Source organism: Aquimarina latercula DSM 2041, assembly GCF_000430645.1.
Lineage (GTDB): Bacteria > Bacteroidota > Bacteroidia > Flavobacteriales > Flavobacteriaceae > Aquimarina > Aquimarina latercula.
The window spans coordinates 331,979-347,402 of sequence record NZ_AUMK01000003.1; the positions used below are offsets into that span (position 1 = coordinate 331,979).

At 31.2% G+C, this 15,424-nt stretch carries 17 protein-coding genes; 9 read left to right on the top strand and 8 right to left on the bottom strand.

Features of this window, described 5'->3' with window-relative positions:
* The first annotated feature begins 7 nt into the window (after positions 1 to 7).
* From ettA to H526_RS0101615, 5 genes are read left to right on the top strand one after another with little or no spacing between them, the layout of a single operon-like run.
* Positions 8 to 1,699, top strand: coding sequence for an energy-dependent translational throttle protein EttA (ettA, locus tag H526_RS0101595; protein ID WP_027391368.1), 1,692 nt, complete (start codon positions 8 to 10; stop codon positions 1,697 to 1,699).
* Between the two features lie 25 nt (positions 1,700 to 1,724).
* Positions 1,725 to 2,303 (top strand): hypothetical protein, encoded by a 579-nt coding sequence (locus H526_RS0101600; RefSeq protein ID WP_027391369.1) that lies wholly within the window; start codon positions 1,725 to 1,727, stop codon positions 2,301 to 2,303.
* A complete protein-coding gene (locus tag H526_RS0101605) occupies positions 2,297 to 2,986 on the top strand; it encodes an HAD family hydrolase (RefSeq protein WP_027391370.1) in 690 nt (229 codons plus the stop codon). The genes H526_RS0101600 and H526_RS0101605 overlap by 7 nt, the downstream gene beginning before the upstream one ends.
* Positions 2,986 to 3,621, top strand: coding sequence for a chloramphenicol acetyltransferase (locus tag H526_RS0101610; protein WP_027391371.1), 636 nt, complete (start codon positions 2,986 to 2,988; stop codon positions 3,619 to 3,621). The genes H526_RS0101605 and H526_RS0101610 overlap by 1 nt, the downstream gene beginning before the upstream one ends.
* Positions 3,622 to 3,665: 44 nt before the next feature.
* Complete coding sequence (locus tag H526_RS0101615; protein WP_027391372.1) at positions 3,666 to 4,571, top strand: DUF6268 family outer membrane beta-barrel protein; 906 nt, start codon at positions 3,666 to 3,668, stop codon at positions 4,569 to 4,571.
* An 84-nt stretch (positions 4,572 to 4,655) separates the two neighbouring features.
* Here H526_RS0101615 and H526_RS0101620 read toward each other — a convergent pair whose 3' ends face one another.
* Both H526_RS0101620 and H526_RS0101625 read right to left on the bottom strand, forming a co-directional pair.
* Positions 4,656 to 5,246, bottom strand: a complete 591-nt coding sequence (locus H526_RS0101620) for a hypothetical protein (RefSeq protein ID WP_027391373.1) — start codon at positions 5,244 to 5,246, stop codon at positions 4,656 to 4,658.
* A gap of 174 nt (positions 5,247 to 5,420) precedes the next feature.
* Positions 5,421 to 6,014: a pseudouridine synthase gene (locus tag H526_RS0101625; protein ID WP_027391374.1), complete on the bottom strand. Its 594-nt coding sequence runs from the start codon at positions 6,012 to 6,014 to the stop codon at positions 5,421 to 5,423.
* A 149-nt stretch (positions 6,015 to 6,163) separates the two neighbouring features.
* Here H526_RS0101625 and H526_RS0101630 point away from each other — a divergent pair, with 149 nt between their 5' ends.
* On the top strand, positions 6,164 to 6,955 hold the full coding sequence (locus H526_RS0101630; protein ID WP_027391375.1) for a hypothetical protein: 792 nt from the start codon (positions 6,164 to 6,166) through the stop codon (positions 6,953 to 6,955).
* 237 nt (positions 6,956 to 7,192) lie between these two features.
* Positions 7,193 to 7,642, top strand: a complete 450-nt coding sequence (locus H526_RS0101635) for a cold-shock protein (protein ID WP_027391376.1) — start codon at positions 7,193 to 7,195, stop codon at positions 7,640 to 7,642.
* A gap of 79 nt (positions 7,643 to 7,721) precedes the next feature.
* Here H526_RS0101635 and H526_RS0101640 read toward each other — a convergent pair whose 3' ends face one another.
* Positions 7,722 to 8,516, bottom strand: coding sequence for an MBL fold metallo-hydrolase (locus H526_RS0101640; RefSeq protein WP_027391377.1), 795 nt, complete (start codon positions 8,514 to 8,516; stop codon positions 7,722 to 7,724).
* Positions 8,517 to 8,585: 69 nt separating this feature from the next.
* On the bottom strand, positions 8,586 to 9,341 hold the full coding sequence (locus tag H526_RS0101645) for a sulfite exporter TauE/SafE family protein (protein ID WP_027391378.1): 756 nt from the start codon (positions 9,339 to 9,341) through the stop codon (positions 8,586 to 8,588).
* 130 nt (positions 9,342 to 9,471) lie between these two features.
* Between H526_RS0101645 and H526_RS28040 the strand changes: the two genes are divergently transcribed.
* Positions 9,472 to 11,205: a SulP family inorganic anion transporter gene (locus H526_RS28040; protein WP_035084077.1), complete on the top strand. Its 1,734-nt coding sequence runs from the start codon at positions 9,472 to 9,474 to the stop codon at positions 11,203 to 11,205.
* A 6-nt stretch (positions 11,206 to 11,211) separates the two neighbouring features.
* On the opposite strand, the gene H526_RS0101655 is transcribed toward H526_RS28040, so the two are convergent.
* Positions 11,212 to 12,174, bottom strand: a complete 963-nt coding sequence (locus tag H526_RS0101655; RefSeq protein ID WP_027391379.1) for a hypothetical protein — start codon at positions 12,172 to 12,174, stop codon at positions 11,212 to 11,214.
* A 271-nt stretch (positions 12,175 to 12,445) separates the two neighbouring features.
* Here H526_RS0101655 and H526_RS0101660 point away from each other — a divergent pair, with 271 nt between their 5' ends.
* Positions 12,446 to 13,279, top strand: coding sequence for a DMT family transporter (locus H526_RS0101660; RefSeq protein ID WP_281171927.1), 834 nt, complete (start codon positions 12,446 to 12,448; stop codon positions 13,277 to 13,279).
* Between the two features lie 24 nt (positions 13,280 to 13,303).
* On the opposite strand, the gene H526_RS32190 is transcribed toward H526_RS0101660, so the two are convergent.
* The 3 genes from H526_RS32190 to H526_RS0101670 form a co-directional block, all read right to left on the bottom strand.
* The gene (locus H526_RS32190; RefSeq protein ID WP_211237816.1) at positions 13,304 to 13,687 is read right to left on the bottom strand and encodes a hypothetical protein; all 384 of its coding nucleotides are present in this window, start codon (positions 13,685 to 13,687) and stop codon (positions 13,304 to 13,306) included.
* A 300-nt stretch (positions 13,688 to 13,987) separates the two neighbouring features.
* Positions 13,988 to 14,917, bottom strand: coding sequence for an FAD-binding oxidoreductase (locus H526_RS32195; protein WP_211237817.1), 930 nt, complete (start codon positions 14,915 to 14,917; stop codon positions 13,988 to 13,990).
* Positions 14,918 to 14,936: 19 nt separating this feature from the next.
* A complete protein-coding gene (locus H526_RS0101670) occupies positions 14,937 to 15,260 on the bottom strand; it encodes a hypothetical protein (RefSeq protein WP_027391381.1) in 324 nt (107 codons plus the stop codon).
* Positions 15,261 to 15,424: the final 164 nt, after the last annotated feature.

Sequence of the window (15,424 nt, forward strand, 5' to 3'; positions counted from 1 at the left end):
GGGGCTTATGTCAGATGATAAAAAGATTATCTTTTCTATGTCTGGAGTTACAAAAACGTTTAAAAGCGCTAACACTCCAGTTTTAAAGAATATATATTTAAGTTTTTTCTACGGTGCAAAGATTGGGATTCTTGGTCTTAATGGATCTGGTAAATCAACATTATTAAAAATTATTGCGGGAGTTGATAAAAATTATCAAGGGGATGTAGTATTTTCTTCAGATTATTCTGTGGGATATTTAGAACAAGAACCACAGTTAGATCCCGAAAAAACGGTTTTGGAAGTTGTTAAAGAAGGTGCTGCAGAAATGGTAGCTGTTCTTGATGAGTATAACAAAATCAATGATATGTTTGGTTTAGAAGAAGTCTATAGTGACGCAGATAAAATGCAGAAACTAATGGATAAGCAAGCATTATTACAGGATCAAATTGATGCAGGTAATGGTTGGGAGCTGGATACCAAACTAGAAATTGCAATGGATGCGTTAAGAACTCCTGATTCTGATAAAAAAATTGGAGTTCTATCTGGAGGAGAGCGTAGAAGAGTTGCGCTATGTCGTTTATTGCTTAAAGAGCCTGATGTTTTATTATTAGATGAACCTACAAACCACTTGGATGCAGAATCAGTTCATTGGTTAGAGCACCATTTGGCGCAATATAAAGGAACCGTAATAGCAGTAACTCACGATAGATATTTCTTAGATAATGTTGCTGGTTGGATTTTAGAATTAGATAGAGGAGAAGGTATCCCTTGGAAAGGGAATTATTCTTCTTGGTTAGATCAAAAATCTAAACGATTAGCACAAGAAAGTAAATCAGCTTCTAAACGTCAAAAAACTTTAGAGCGAGAATTAGAATGGGTTCGTCAAGGTGCGAAGGGAAGACAAACTAAGCAAAAAGCTCGTCTTAAGAATTATGATAAATTAATGAGTCAAGATCAAAAACAACTTGACGAAAAATTAGAAATATATATACCGAATGGGCCACGATTAGGAACCAATGTGATCGAAGCTACAGGTATAAGTAAAGCATATGGAGATAAGCTTTTATATGAAGACTTAAATTTTAAACTCCCTCAAGCTGGTATTGTTGGGATTATTGGGCCTAATGGAGCTGGAAAAACTACAATTTTTAGAATGATCATGGGAGAAGAAACTCCGGATAAAGGAAGTTTCTCAGTAGGTGAGACTGCAAAATTAGCGTATGTTGATCAATCTCATTCTAATATAGATCCTGATAAATCTATTTGGCAGAATTTTAGTGATGAACAAGATTTGGTCATGATGGGTGGTAAAGAAGTTAATTCTAGAGCATATTTGAGCAGGTTTAATTTTGGTGGAAGTGAGCAAAATAAGAAAGTTTCCACACTTTCTGGAGGTGAGCGTAATAGGTTACATTTAGCGATGACGTTAAAAGAAGAAGGTAATGTATTGCTTTTAGATGAGCCGACTAACGATCTTGATGTCAATACATTGAGGGCTTTGGAAGAAGGTTTGGAAAATTTTGCAGGATGTGCCGTTGTAATATCTCACGACCGTTGGTTCTTAGATAGAATTTGTACGCATATATTAGCTTTTGAAGGGGATTCTCAAGTATACTTTTTCGAAGGTAGTTTTTCTGATTATGAGGAAAATAAGAAGAAACGTCTTGGAGGTGATTTAATGCCTAAACGAATTAAGTACAAAAAATTAGTACGTTAATATAGTTGCTCAATCAAAATTAAATATGAATCTAACCTTTAAGATATGTGTTTTTCTATTGTTTTCAATAGGGGTATACGCACAATCTGAATTTCCACATGTATTAGTTTTTAAAGACGGTACAGAAATAAGAGGGAAAGTAGTTATATGGGATCGTAATAAATTGGTTTTTAGGAAAGCCGATACTAATGAAAAAGAAGATTATAAGTATAAAACGCTTAAATCGATAGTTGCATTTGATACGGGTAAAGAATACGAAGGACTATTTGTGTTACGACAATTAAAAGGTACTGATAAAACTTTGCGATTAAAAAAAGCTATTTCTGGAAAAGTAGAATGCTTTTATATTCCAAGAGAAATTTCCTCTGCAGCGTTTGGGTCTGATGCAGTGACGGTTACATCAATGTATTATTTGTCTAAAGAAGAAGATGGTAATGAAGTCATAAAAATTAGATCCGGGCTACAATTTAAGAAAACCAAAAAACTGTTGATAGAATATTTTAAAGATTGTCCTGATTTAATTTCTAAAATTAACGAAGGTTATTTTGATGGTAATATAGAGTCTTTAGAACCAATAGTTAAATATTACAATACCAAATGTTAGGTAAAATAAAAGTAATAGCATTCGATGCAGATGATACCTTGTGGGTAAACGAAACTTTTTTTAGAAAAGCTGAAGAAGATTTTTGTGAACTTGTCTCTAGTTATCTCTCTAAAGAAGAAGCAAATAAATTACTTTTTGAAGTTGAGATGCAAAACCTCGATTTATATGGGTATGGAATAAAACCGTTTACGCTTTCTTTAATCGAAGCAGCGTTACGAATAACGAACGGAAATTTGGATGCTAAGCTTATAGAAACTTTAATAGCTAATGGGAAACAGATGCTGCAGGAGCCTGTTGAGTTAATCGATGGGATTGAAGAAACGTTGCAATACTTATCTAAAAAATATCGTTTGGTCATGGCTACTAAAGGAGATTTGTTAGATCAAGAACGAAAATTGATTAAATCTGGATTAGAGAAATACTTCCATCATATCGAAATTGTTTCTAATAAAACTGAGAAACAGTACAAGAAATTAGTGGATCATTTAGATATTGATGAATCCGAATTCTTGATGATCGGAAATTCTCTAAAATCAGATATCATACCAGTGTTAAATATTGGAGCTCACGCGTATCATATTCCTTTTCATACTACTTGGGCTCATGAAGTGCATAATGGAACTATTGATAACCCTAATTTTAAAAGCTTAGATAGTTCTAAAGAATTGTTAGAATTTTTATAATGAAATCAGCGTTAGATCTCACAAATTGGAATAGAAAAGAACATTATGATTTCTTTGGTTCTTTTGATGAACCTTTTTTTGGGATCGTGTCTAACATTAATTTTACAAAGGGATATCAAAAGATTCAAGAAAACGGATATTCCTATTTCCTCTATTATTTGCATAAAGCGGTAAAAGCAGCAAATACTATAGAACCATTTCGATATAGAATCGAGGAAAACAAGGTTTATGTGTATGATCAAGTACACGTTTCTGCCACTATAGGAAGAGATGATCATACTTTTGGTTTTTCATTTATAGAGTATGATGAAAACTTTAAAGTGTTCGAACAAAATGCTCAAAAGGAAATAGAGGGGGTTAAAAGCTCTACAGGATTACGACATAATGATAATACTAAACGAATGGATAGCTTACATGTTTCATCAATTCCTTGGTATAATTTTACTAGTATTTCACATGCTAGACATTTTAAATATAAGGATAGTGTACCAAAAATATCCTTCGGTAAGTATGCTAAAATAGAAGATGAAATCCTTCTCCCAGTCTCTGTGCACGTTCATCATGGCTTAATGGATGGATATCATGTTGGTGAATATCTAGAAGAATTTCAACGATTGTTAAATGAGGATGAATAATTAATGTGTATTTTAATTATTTTTCAAAGTATTAAATATTCTTTATGAAAAAATGGGTTTTATTTTCCTTCTTTATTATATGTTGTTTTTTTACAAATGGACAGGATTATACAGATATTGTTCGATTAAATGTTTCTAGAGCCAATTTTGAAGATAAAGGAAAGACCTTTGATACTGATGTAACAAATGTCAATTTTGAAGTTATATACCCTAAAATTATAAGTGATGATTTAATTTTGTTAGCAGGGTTAACCGTAGAGCATACGAGTTTAGATTTTTCAAGTGTATTATCCAATCAAAATCTCATAATGACTCGACTAAATGCTGGAGTAAAAATTAACCATTCAGAAAAATGGTCTGGTACCTATGTAGTGCTTCCTAAATTGGCTTCTAATTTCGAAAATATAGGTTCTAGGGATTTTCAAATTGGTGGAATTGCACTTTTGGATTTTCAGTATAATGATAACGTAAGAGGAAAATTTGGACTATACTCTTCCTCAGAGAATTTTGGAACAATTATAACACCTCTTTTAGGTTTCTTTTATAGGTCAGCAAATAAAAAGTTTCATATGGATGCTGTTCTTCCAATTCGTTTAGAAGTAAACTATAAATTATACAATCATTTTAGTTTAGGTTTGGATCTAAGAACCTCTGTTAAATCATATAATTTAGTAGATCAAGATGTTGAGTTTTATGCGCAAGAAGAATCTGTAAGAGTTGGTTTTTACGGTTCCTATGAATTATTTGACGATTCTTTATTAATAAGAGCCAAGTTTGGTTTAGATACTACAGATTATGGTGTTTATGCATCAGATGATACATCAGGTGTTCAGTTGTTAACATTTACACTTAATAACGATGAAAGAATAAGACTAAATAGTGAATTCGATAGTGCTTTATTTTTGGGATTGGATTTTATATATAGATTCGATATATCATCAAAAAAATAAAATAATTTCGTAAAATTATTTGGTGTTATAAAGGGGTATCTATAATTAGATACCCCTTTTGTATATATGATCAAAGTGGTTTATTTAGCGATGTACATATCCTATTACACCTTCATATGAATATCCAGCACTAACACCTTCATTGTAGTTTGTAGTATATAAATGATCTGTATTTGAAGATCCATAAAATCTATAAAGTTTTACTCTTCCGCTTCCTGCGCTGCTATGAATGTATGAAGCTTTCTTAATGTTTCCGTATAGGTTTCTAACACTATAATCTTTCCACCCTTTCCTTAATAAACTAAATTGTTCTGATCCACTCGTGGTCATAACGAAATCTTTATTTCCAGGAGCTAATAGAAAAAAGACCTGTTTAGTTCCGGATGGTGCCGATTGATTATAATCATAGGTACCTAGTTTAAATGGTCTGCCTTCATAAGTTCCAATTCCAACACCAAGGTTTAAAACTCTATACGTGTGTACCGTATTTGATCCTCCAGAATAATAACGGCTAACAGGAGATATCGCAGTTGCTTTGCCATTGATTTCAGAAGTAGTTTCAAGGTCTTCTAATACTATGCTTTCTGATTGAATTTCTTCTTTTTCACAAGAGATAAAGGTCAGTACAGTAAAAATCGCTGTAGATAAGATTGATAATTTTAATTTGCTTTTCATAATTTAAGAATGATTTATTGTTATATACCTCAAAGATGTAGTTTACTAGGTTTTCTTAAATTATTTTGTGGGTTTTTAATGGGGAAATTGTGGACTAATGTAGATGTTTAGGTGATACGTGTTTTAAAGATAGTTTTTTAATGACAAATCTATTAAAACGTAACCGTAAACTACTTACTGTATTACTGTTTGCAGCTCTATTACTTCTCCTGGCTCCATGTTTTTTAGTAGAATATTTCCAATTCTCACTCGTATTAATCGTAAAGTAGGAAAGCCTACAGCCGAAGTCATTTTTCGTACCTGTCTAAATTTACCTTCTGTTAATGTGATAGAAACCCAAGTAGTTGGTCCATGTCTATCATCTCTTATTTTTTTTGATCTTTCCGGAAAATCAGGAACTCCTTTAATCTTAAAAGCTTTACAGGGATTGGTCATATATTTTTTGCCATCAAAACCAATTTCTACTCCATTCATTAATTTATATATTGCATCATCCGTAATATCACCATCCACTTGAGCGTAATATTCTTTTTCTATTTTTCTACTACATATATAGTTACTTGTTTTACCATCTGTGGTTAATAGTAATAAACCTTCTGATTTTTCATCTAATCTCCCAATTGCCATCGTACCTTTTGGGAAATCAAAGAGATCTCCTAACAATTTTTTGGAGTTTTGTTTTTGTCCATTGTTTATAAACTGACTTAAATACCCATAAGGTTTATAGATCATAAAATGTCTTTGATCTTTGTTATTGTCTGTTAGCATTATTGAATGGATATTTATTTTTTAATTAAAGCATCAAATGTAATGATTGAATAATTGCTTTGGAAAACTTTTATCTTTTTCAGGTTAACTTTTACGTTTTGTTTTTCACTAAATACTAATCAATTTAACTAATTAAAATAATTATTACTATGGCAATTCATATGATTGGACAGTCGTACCATCAAGATATTATTATCGGTGGTTATGGCTCAGGAAGAAGAAGGAACAGTGAGCCTAATTATTTTGCACCAAATCCTTTAGATTCATGGCAACATGATCGTATAAGAGGTTTTTATCAAGAGGTAGAGAATGAGAATTTAATTGATATACATTATTATAGATCTAATGAGAATGTTTCAATTAATATATATCAGGTAATACGTTCGGAAGTATTATTGTTAGAAAGAACATTAGATTTAATACCTTCCGGACATTTAAGATGGTTAAAAGATCGTAAACCAGCAGGGATTATATTTGCTGATTCTGCGGGTAGAGGTAGATCAGAGCGATATACAGGTGGTCTAAATCCTGGATATGATGATGCAAATACTTCGTTTTTTGATGAAAGTGAAGGCATAATAATTACATACGGAGCGTTATGGCGATATCAAAATATTGGAATTATTCCAACATTGATTCATGAAATTGGTCATGTAATGACACATGCTGGTAAGATTAATTATCGATTTTTTTCTGAATCCGATAGAGAAACACTTTCTAACACTAGAGTTTCTAGAAACCCCGGAAGTCTAGAAGCTTTATGTAATGCGTATATGTATTTTATCTGTTATGCCAGTGCTATACCAGCAATAAGATTGTTTGGAAGTAGACCAATAATATTAGAAAGAAGTCCACAGACTCGGACTGCATTAAGAAGATGTAGGGCGTTTACTTCGCGAATGTTATCCCCTTATGAGATGTTACGTTTTAGTGAAAGATAGTATTCCTCACGTATTTATATGATAACTTGTGGATTAAATTAGTACTTAATTACTAAGAAATTAAAAAGTATAATTTATCTTTGCAGTAAATAATTACATATTCAATGTAATTAGTCGTTGTAACCGCTGGGTCAATTATTCGGTAAGTCAATAAAGTGATATTGTGATTTTCCAATTGTTTGTTTAGTATTTCGATGACTATTCATTACTTAACAAATAAATTCATATTTATAATACATGGCAAAATCGCAGCAGACTTTTAGCAAAATTGAAAAGGAAAAAAAGAAACAGAAAAAACGCGAGGAGAAGCAAAAAAAGAAAGAAGAGCGTAGAGCTAATTCTAAAAAAGGAAGTGGTTTTGATAGCATGATTGCATATGTTGATGAAAATGGACATCTTACGGATACCCCTCCAGATCCATCAAAAAAGAAAAAGATAAAAGCCGAAAATATTGAAATCGGTATTCCTAAAAAAGAACATGTTGAAGAAGATCCTATTAAAAAAGGTAGAGTAGCATTTTTTAATGACTCTAAGGGATACGGTTTTATTACAGAACAAGAATCACAAGAAAAGTTTTTTGTTCATGTAAATGGCTTAATGCAAGAAGTTAAAGAAGGAGATAAAGTACAATTCGAATTGGAGATGGGAATGAAAGGATTGAATGCAGTTCGTGTAAAAAAGATTTGATAAGTATCTAGCTAAATAAAAAACAAAAAGCATTTACAGTTAATTTCTGTAAATGCTTTTTGTTTTTTCAGCACTTTTTTTATTTAGAATACCAGTTTAATTGTACTACTGCTATTTCTGAATTACCCTTAGTTACAATTTCTTTAAACTTAACTACATCACTAAATCCATCTGTACCTCTATAGTGATAAGGGTATATTTCTTTTGGTTTGAATTCTAATACAGCATCAGCAGCACTCTCTACGGTCATAGTGTAGGGTAGGTTCATGCAAACAAATGCTTTATCTATATCTTTTAGTGCTCTCATTTCAGGAATATCTTCTGTATCTCCTGAGAAATATAATCGCTCTTCACCCAATGTAATAACATATCCGTTCCCACGACCTTTATTATGAAATTTTAGCGCTTCTTCTCTTAAATTATACATAGGTATTGCTTCAATGGAGATTCCATTTACTTCCTTTACTTCTCCATTGTTTATGATTACTAATTGTTTGGTATAATTAGCAGGTAGTTTTTCAGCAACCGCTTGTGGAACAACAATTTTTGATTTTGAGATGTCCAAACTATTAAGTGTTTCGATATTCATATGATCTCCATGAATATCCGTAATCAGAATTATACTGGGTGTTTTTTGATTTTCAAACGCTTTTATCCCTCCAGTGGGATCTATATATATAATATTGTCTTTATATTCTAATACTGCTGTTGCATGTGAGATTGGGATAATTTTTAAGTCAGAAATTGGTTTTTTTATAGATTCTTCTTTTGCATTAGCTTCATCGGTATTTGCAGTTTTTTCTTCTTTTACATTTGATTTACAACTGATTAAAAATATGCTAAGAGCAAAAATGCCAAGGGTATATGTTTTCATTATATGTGATTTTAGTTTCCTTAACAAGGTATAAAATGGTGATAAAACAGGAAATATTTTAATGTAAGATTAACTATCTATCCATAGCTTAATAGCCATAGCTATTACCATTATTACCAAAAATATTTTAACAATTCCATCTCCTTTTTTTACAGACCATCTACTGGCGATCCAACCACCACTGGCATTACCAAAAGCTAACACAAATCCATATAAATAGTTGATTTGATTATTGTATGCAAAAATAATCAATGCACCAATGGTGTATATAAAAACCACTAAAGCTTTTACAGCATTTGAAGAAACTAGGCTCATTTTATTAATGGTACTTAATGCCAAAAGAATAAAAATGCCAACTCCTGCCTGTATGAAACCACCGTATATTCCAATTATAAAAAAGGTAATGATAGAAAACACACGATACTTTCCTTGTATTCGTTCTGTAAAATCTTTCAAATTAATTTTAGGTTTAAAAACCATAAAAAGAACCACAATTAACATTACAATTGCGAGTATCTTATTAAAGGTTTCACCTTTTATGTTGATTGCTATTTTTGCTCCGATTAGCGACCCTATCAATGCAGATAGGCCTAAGTATACACTAAAAATTGATGGTTTTATACCTTTGCTTTTAAATCCAGCAACCGATGTAATACTCTGAATAAAAATCCCGATTCGGTTTGTGCCATTTGCTATTGCTGGTGGCAATCCCATAAAGATAAGCATCGGTAATGTTAACAAAGATCCTCCTCCAGCTATAGTATTTATGACTCCTGCTATAAAACCAACTATTGCTAAAAGAATAAGAAGTAGTGTTTCGTTCATTTAAGTATGTTTCATCCCAAAAATAGGTAAAACCAAAAAATACAAGCGCTTTTTCAAAATCAATTGGTATAAATTATTAAACTGTCGTAGATTTACCAGTACTAATAAAAAATCAACTAGCAATAATTCTTTGAATAAAATAATTCCCATTTTAGAGGCTTTAAAGGGCTATGGCAAAATAACTTTTGCTTCTGACGCTATTGCCGGTATAACTGTAGGAGTGGTGCTTATTCCTCAAGCAATAGCTTATGCCTTACTTATGGGTACACCACCGATATATGGGCTGTACGCTTGTTTAATTCCTTTGGTTATATATGCTTTTTTTGGAACATCAAGACAATTAAGTATTGGTCCTGTAGCAGTAACGGCAATTTTAGTAATGAGTGGAGTAAGTCAGCTTGCAACTCCTTTTACTGAAGAGTTTACTAATTTGGTGATTTTTTCTGGTTTATTAATAGGGATATTGCAGATTGTACTTAGTCTGCTAAGGATGGGATTTTTGGTTAATTTGATCTCACAACCTGTAATTTCGGGCTTTATTTCTGCTGCAGCTATTATTATTATCGTTTCTCAACTTAGTGAATCATTAGGAATTGAAATTCCGAATTTTGATTACCCACATGAATCAATATGGTATGCTATAAAAAACATTTCTTCGATTCATGTAATCACATTAAGTATGTGTTTGGGATCAATAGTAGTTATGCTTATTCTTAAAAAAATTAAAAAATCATTTCCGGGGGCACTTTTTGTTTTAATAATAACAACGGTAATTACAATTATTTTTGATTTAAAAAAATTAGGTCTTTCAGTAATAGAAGATGTTCCAAAAGGTTTACCATCTTTTAGTATTCCTGATATGAGTTATGATTCTATGATTGCATTAATTCCTTCCGTGTTAACAGTTACTTTTATTGGTTATGTTGGTAGTATAGGTATAGCTAAATCCTTAGAGATTAAAAATAGAGATCATATAGTTCGGCCTAATCAAGAATTATTGGCTTTAGGTCTAGCAAAAGTTGTTGGTGCATTTTTTCAGGCAATCCCTTCTTCAGGAAGCTATAGTAGATCGGCTATTAATGATGAGGCGGGAGGAAAGACTACAATTTCATCTATCATCACTGTTATTATGGTGATTATATCTTTATTGTTCTTGACTTCGTTCTTTTATTATATTCCAAATGCTGTTTTAGCGGCTATTATATTAGTTTCAGTTTTTGGATTGATCAATATCAGTGAGGCAAGATATCTTCTCGCATTAAGACGAAGGGAGTTTATCGTAATGTTCATAACATTTATTGGGACATTAGTTTTTGGTGTAGAAAAAGGGATTTTTATTGGAGTCATATTATCGTACATTTTTTTACAATATTATAGCTCGAGACCACATGTTGCAGAATTGGTAAATATTCCGAACACGAACTATTATCGTAATATCAAAAGATTTCCGGATGCTACGAGGTCATCTAGATATCTGATTATTCGATTTGATGATCAATTATATTTTGCTAATACTAGTTACTTTAAGGACGCTATATTAAATCAGATAGATAAAAGAGAGGTGTTACCAGAGTTTTTGATTTTAGATAGTACCAATATCAATGATATTGATAGTACGGGTTTACATATTTTAGAGGATGTTCATAGGTATTTAGAAGATTTAGGAGTGCAATTATTAATCACTGGTACAATTGGTCCTGTTCGGGATTTTCTTAAAAGATCTGGGTTTACAGATAATTTAGGTAGTCAACATAATTTTTTAAACATAGAAGATGCTGTTAATTATACAGATAATAAAACTGTCCAGCAAAATTCTCTAGAGGTAGCAGTTCAGTATAATAAGAAACGTTCTTTTCTTGATTAGAAGATATTATTTTTCATAAACATGCATTTTTATTCCCATACCATAATTCATAAAACCTTTTTGGATTAATGTATTATTTTCGCTGTATTCTTTGTCGAAGCGTTGCCAGGTTCTGTTTTTGAAAAAGATTCTTCTTGTAAACGTAATATTGTTGTCTATTTTGTCGGTAAAAGGAAGCAGTGGTCTAAATGTAGTAGAGACTTTTACGATTCCTTTACGTGTTTCTACTTCGTGGTATTTTTTGGTATGCTGTAGTTTTCCTTGCTTATCTGTATAACCTAATACTTGAACAGAAATAAATATACCATTTTTAGGAACAAATATTTTGTGTTCAGAAATATCAAGTTCGAAATTTGTTTTGTCTTTATTTGTTATTCTAAAAATGATGTCATCACCAGCCAATCTCTTTCCTGGAATACCATTTGTGCTTTCATAGAATTGCATTTTAAACAAAGTAGAAAAAGATTGTTTTCTACTAGAAGATCTTTTGGAGCTTTCCATCATCACAGGTAAAAAAACAGAAGCAATTTTAGTTGATTTTATATAATGCCTAGGGAAAAAGACAGCTATTTCTGATTCTACAGTAGGTAGCCAACATCTAAAGTAATCATCATGTATTTTAGAACCTTTTTTCTTTGTCTTGTATTTACCTAAATTTTCTGCTTTTAAAACTACTTCTTGAAGTTCGGCAATATCAGGTGTTAATAAAATACTCTTTGGGATATTATTTGTGCTAAGACCTTTTTCTTTATATCCAAGTGCCGATATATATAATGAATCGATGTCGCTATATCTTTTTTTTGAAAATTTAAAGATTCCACCTTCGTCAGCAAACAATCCATTACCATTGCCAAATGAAATTGTAGCATACGATATAGGGAATTTTTGTACAGAATCTTTGATGGTGTACACTTGACTATATATACCATTGGATATCAGTAATAGAAGTATATAGAGGACTTTTTTCATAGTAGGTTAGGGGACTAAATAGGCTGTTAAAATAGTGAAAATATTTTAAAACATTCTTTATGTTTCATTAGTTACAGAAGTAATAGCTCTTTAATTTCTTTACTTTTTATATTTTGATATAAGCAAAAAAGAAGCCAAAAAATAAGTGAATTATTATTTTAACCATTGTTTTTTAATAATAACATACTCGTTAATGATTAAATAATATTGGTACATACTCTATCTTTGTAAGATTAATAATGTTCCATATTTGGTTTAAAACAAAGAGTATTTGAAAAAAGCAATTTATTTTATGTTACTGAGCACCGTTTCTTTTACGGTGATGAATTTACTGGTTAAATATTTAGTTGGTTTTAGTGCATATCAGTTAGTTTTTTTTAGATCAATCGGAACTTTGTTTTTCACTATGCCATTTTTAATTCACCATAAAATATCAATTCTAGGAAATCAAAAGAAGTTACTAGTACTTCGTGGTTTAGCAGGTGTAACCTCTATGGGGTTGTTTTTTATGTCGGTAGAATATCTTAAAATAGGTTCTGCAGTATCTCTACGGTATCTTTCTCCTATTTTTGCCACTATATTAGCAGTTATATTTCTAAGAGAAAAAGTTAAAAATATCCAGTGGTTATTTTTTTTGTTAGCGTTTACAGGTGTTTTAATTATTAAAGGATTTGATGCAGAGATTAATTCTTTAGGATTATTATTAATTGTTTTTTCTGCATTATTTAGTGGGTTTGTATATGTTTTAATTAATAAAATAGGGTTAGGAGACCATCCCGTAGTTATTGTGAACTATTTTATGTGGATTGCTACTGTTTTAGGTGGAATTTTATCTATTTTTAATTGGGAGAAAACTCCGCAAGGTATGGAGTGGGTACTATTATTAAGCTTAGGGGTCTTCGGCTATTTTGGCCAACTATTTATGACAAAAGCCTTTCAATCACAAGTTACTAATAAGGTAGTTTCTTTAAAATACATGGAGGTAATATTTACCATGATAGCTGGTATTTTCTTATTCGGAGACCAATATCCTTTGCTTAGCGTTTTAGGTACTATAATGGTAATTACTGGATTGATTCTTAATATGTTTTATAAATCTAAATAGGCAGAGTGATTATCGTATTTATGATTAAACAATTATCCCAGATTTTTTATTCAATCCACATTGTTCCAAAAACTTATTGGTAAATACTTCTCGCGTATTATTATCAAGAAGCTCGTTACGTGAATCTATCCAATGCTGGACAATAGCAGCGCCATACATTTTTTGTATCCTATTATAGTTAAGATTGAAATTTATTTTACCCCAATGTAGTGTATATGCAATGTTTTTTGCTTCTAATCTATTCCATATTTTGTCATAAAACTCTCTGGTTACTTTAGAGTCAACACCATCTAATTCTAAAACACATGTTTTAGCGAATTTTGTAAAACCTAATAATGCTTTTGTGCCTTTTACATATCGCAAAGAAATTCCTCCAGGAAAAGGATTGCCATTATCAATAATATCCATTATTTCTTGTACTACTTGTACGCTATCTTTAATATCGATTCCGAGGGCCGCACTTGCTACTTTTCCTCTAAATTTAGTATTGTTATATGTTTATCCAATAGCGCCTTCTAAAGCAGGAGTTTCTTTATAAGCTAAAGGAAATAATAGATTAACTAAGCTTGGTACTAATTTTACAGATAAAGTACCTAGACTGTCCATCATAGTTTGTATTAAACCTAATAAATCATCTCCATATGTTAATCCATTTTGATCTCTTTCTCTTCGTATGTAATCGTCACGGTATTTTCTCTTGTATGCAACCTAAATAAAAACACCTTTGTCGATATTATTAGGTTTAAAATCATATGGATTTATAAGTATTTCAAAATGGTATAATTCTCGATCTGGAGAAACTTCAGGAAAAGGCATTAAATCTTTAATACCAGAAAAGTTTTGTGTAGTCATTGTATTTTTAAAAGCATCATTATATGCTACTTTATCAATACGATGTTCTTCTAATAAAAATTTGGGTTCTGTTTCTATTAATACACCATGAATGAAACCAAAACTTCCAAAACTTACGATTGCAGCATTAAACATAATATCATCCTGAATTCTTTCTGCTCCTAACCAATTAACAAACTTATCAGACATAATAGGAGTAGACGCTCGCTCTAACCAAACATGCCTATCCTTGCCTACTATTAAGTGTAATCCAACTACAAAATCTTGTAATGCACCAACGTTATAAGCAGCACCGTGTGTTCCTGTAGATAATGCTCCTGCGATGGTTTGACCATTACTAGCACCGGATGCTTTAATGGATCTGCTTGGTCTTTTTTCTTTTTCGAGTTTGGTATTTAGTTGTAAAATTGACATTCCACATTGCGAAAAAAATAAGTTTTCTAGGGTACCTCCATCGTTTAAATAATCTTTTGTTACATATGATTTAGAGATAGAAAAGGAAAGCCTAAGTGATTTAGTATCAATAATACCTCCTTCAGAAACGGCTACTTTAGAAAAAGACCAACCGCTACCCATTGCTCGCAATCGGATTTTATTTTTAATAGCATGTCCTATTAACCATTGGATGTTTTTAGTAGTAGCCTTATATTTCTCAGAACTTTTAGATAAGGAATGGTTATTTCTTATTTTAAAAGAAGCATTTTTAGTTAATTTTTGAGTAAAATTTTGATGTCTGTTTTCCCAAGAAGTTATTGGTAGTATTTCTATGCCTTTTGGTAATGCCATTTTTGAAGTTTTTAGATAGTTATAAATCTTCGATAGGAGTTTCTACAGGTGCGCATTCCCATTCTATTGTTTGTGGGACTACTATACCAAGAGTAATTGCTGAAATTAAAATATACCCAAGATTGGTTTTGCTAGTAACAGCATTCATTTTTTTAGATTCACATTCTGGGTTGATATCTTTAGGAGTTACTAAACCCCAAGCATAACTCCAAGATGTTTTATGATGTTTTATTATAGAATCATTATCATATTCGCTGACAACTCGTGTTGATATACAACTCTGACAAAGGATTAAAAGCAATAATAATATACTAATTGTGCGTAATTGGATATAATTTTTCATACCTCAGATATTTTATGAGGCAATAAGACGATTGAAGGGTAACTATATTCTTAGTAAAATTATGAATATATATAGTGTGCTAAAAGGGGTTTTTAACTGTATTTTCTTATAAATAAATTAGATAGTTTTAAAGTATATAAAAATATACTTTATATGCTTTTTAA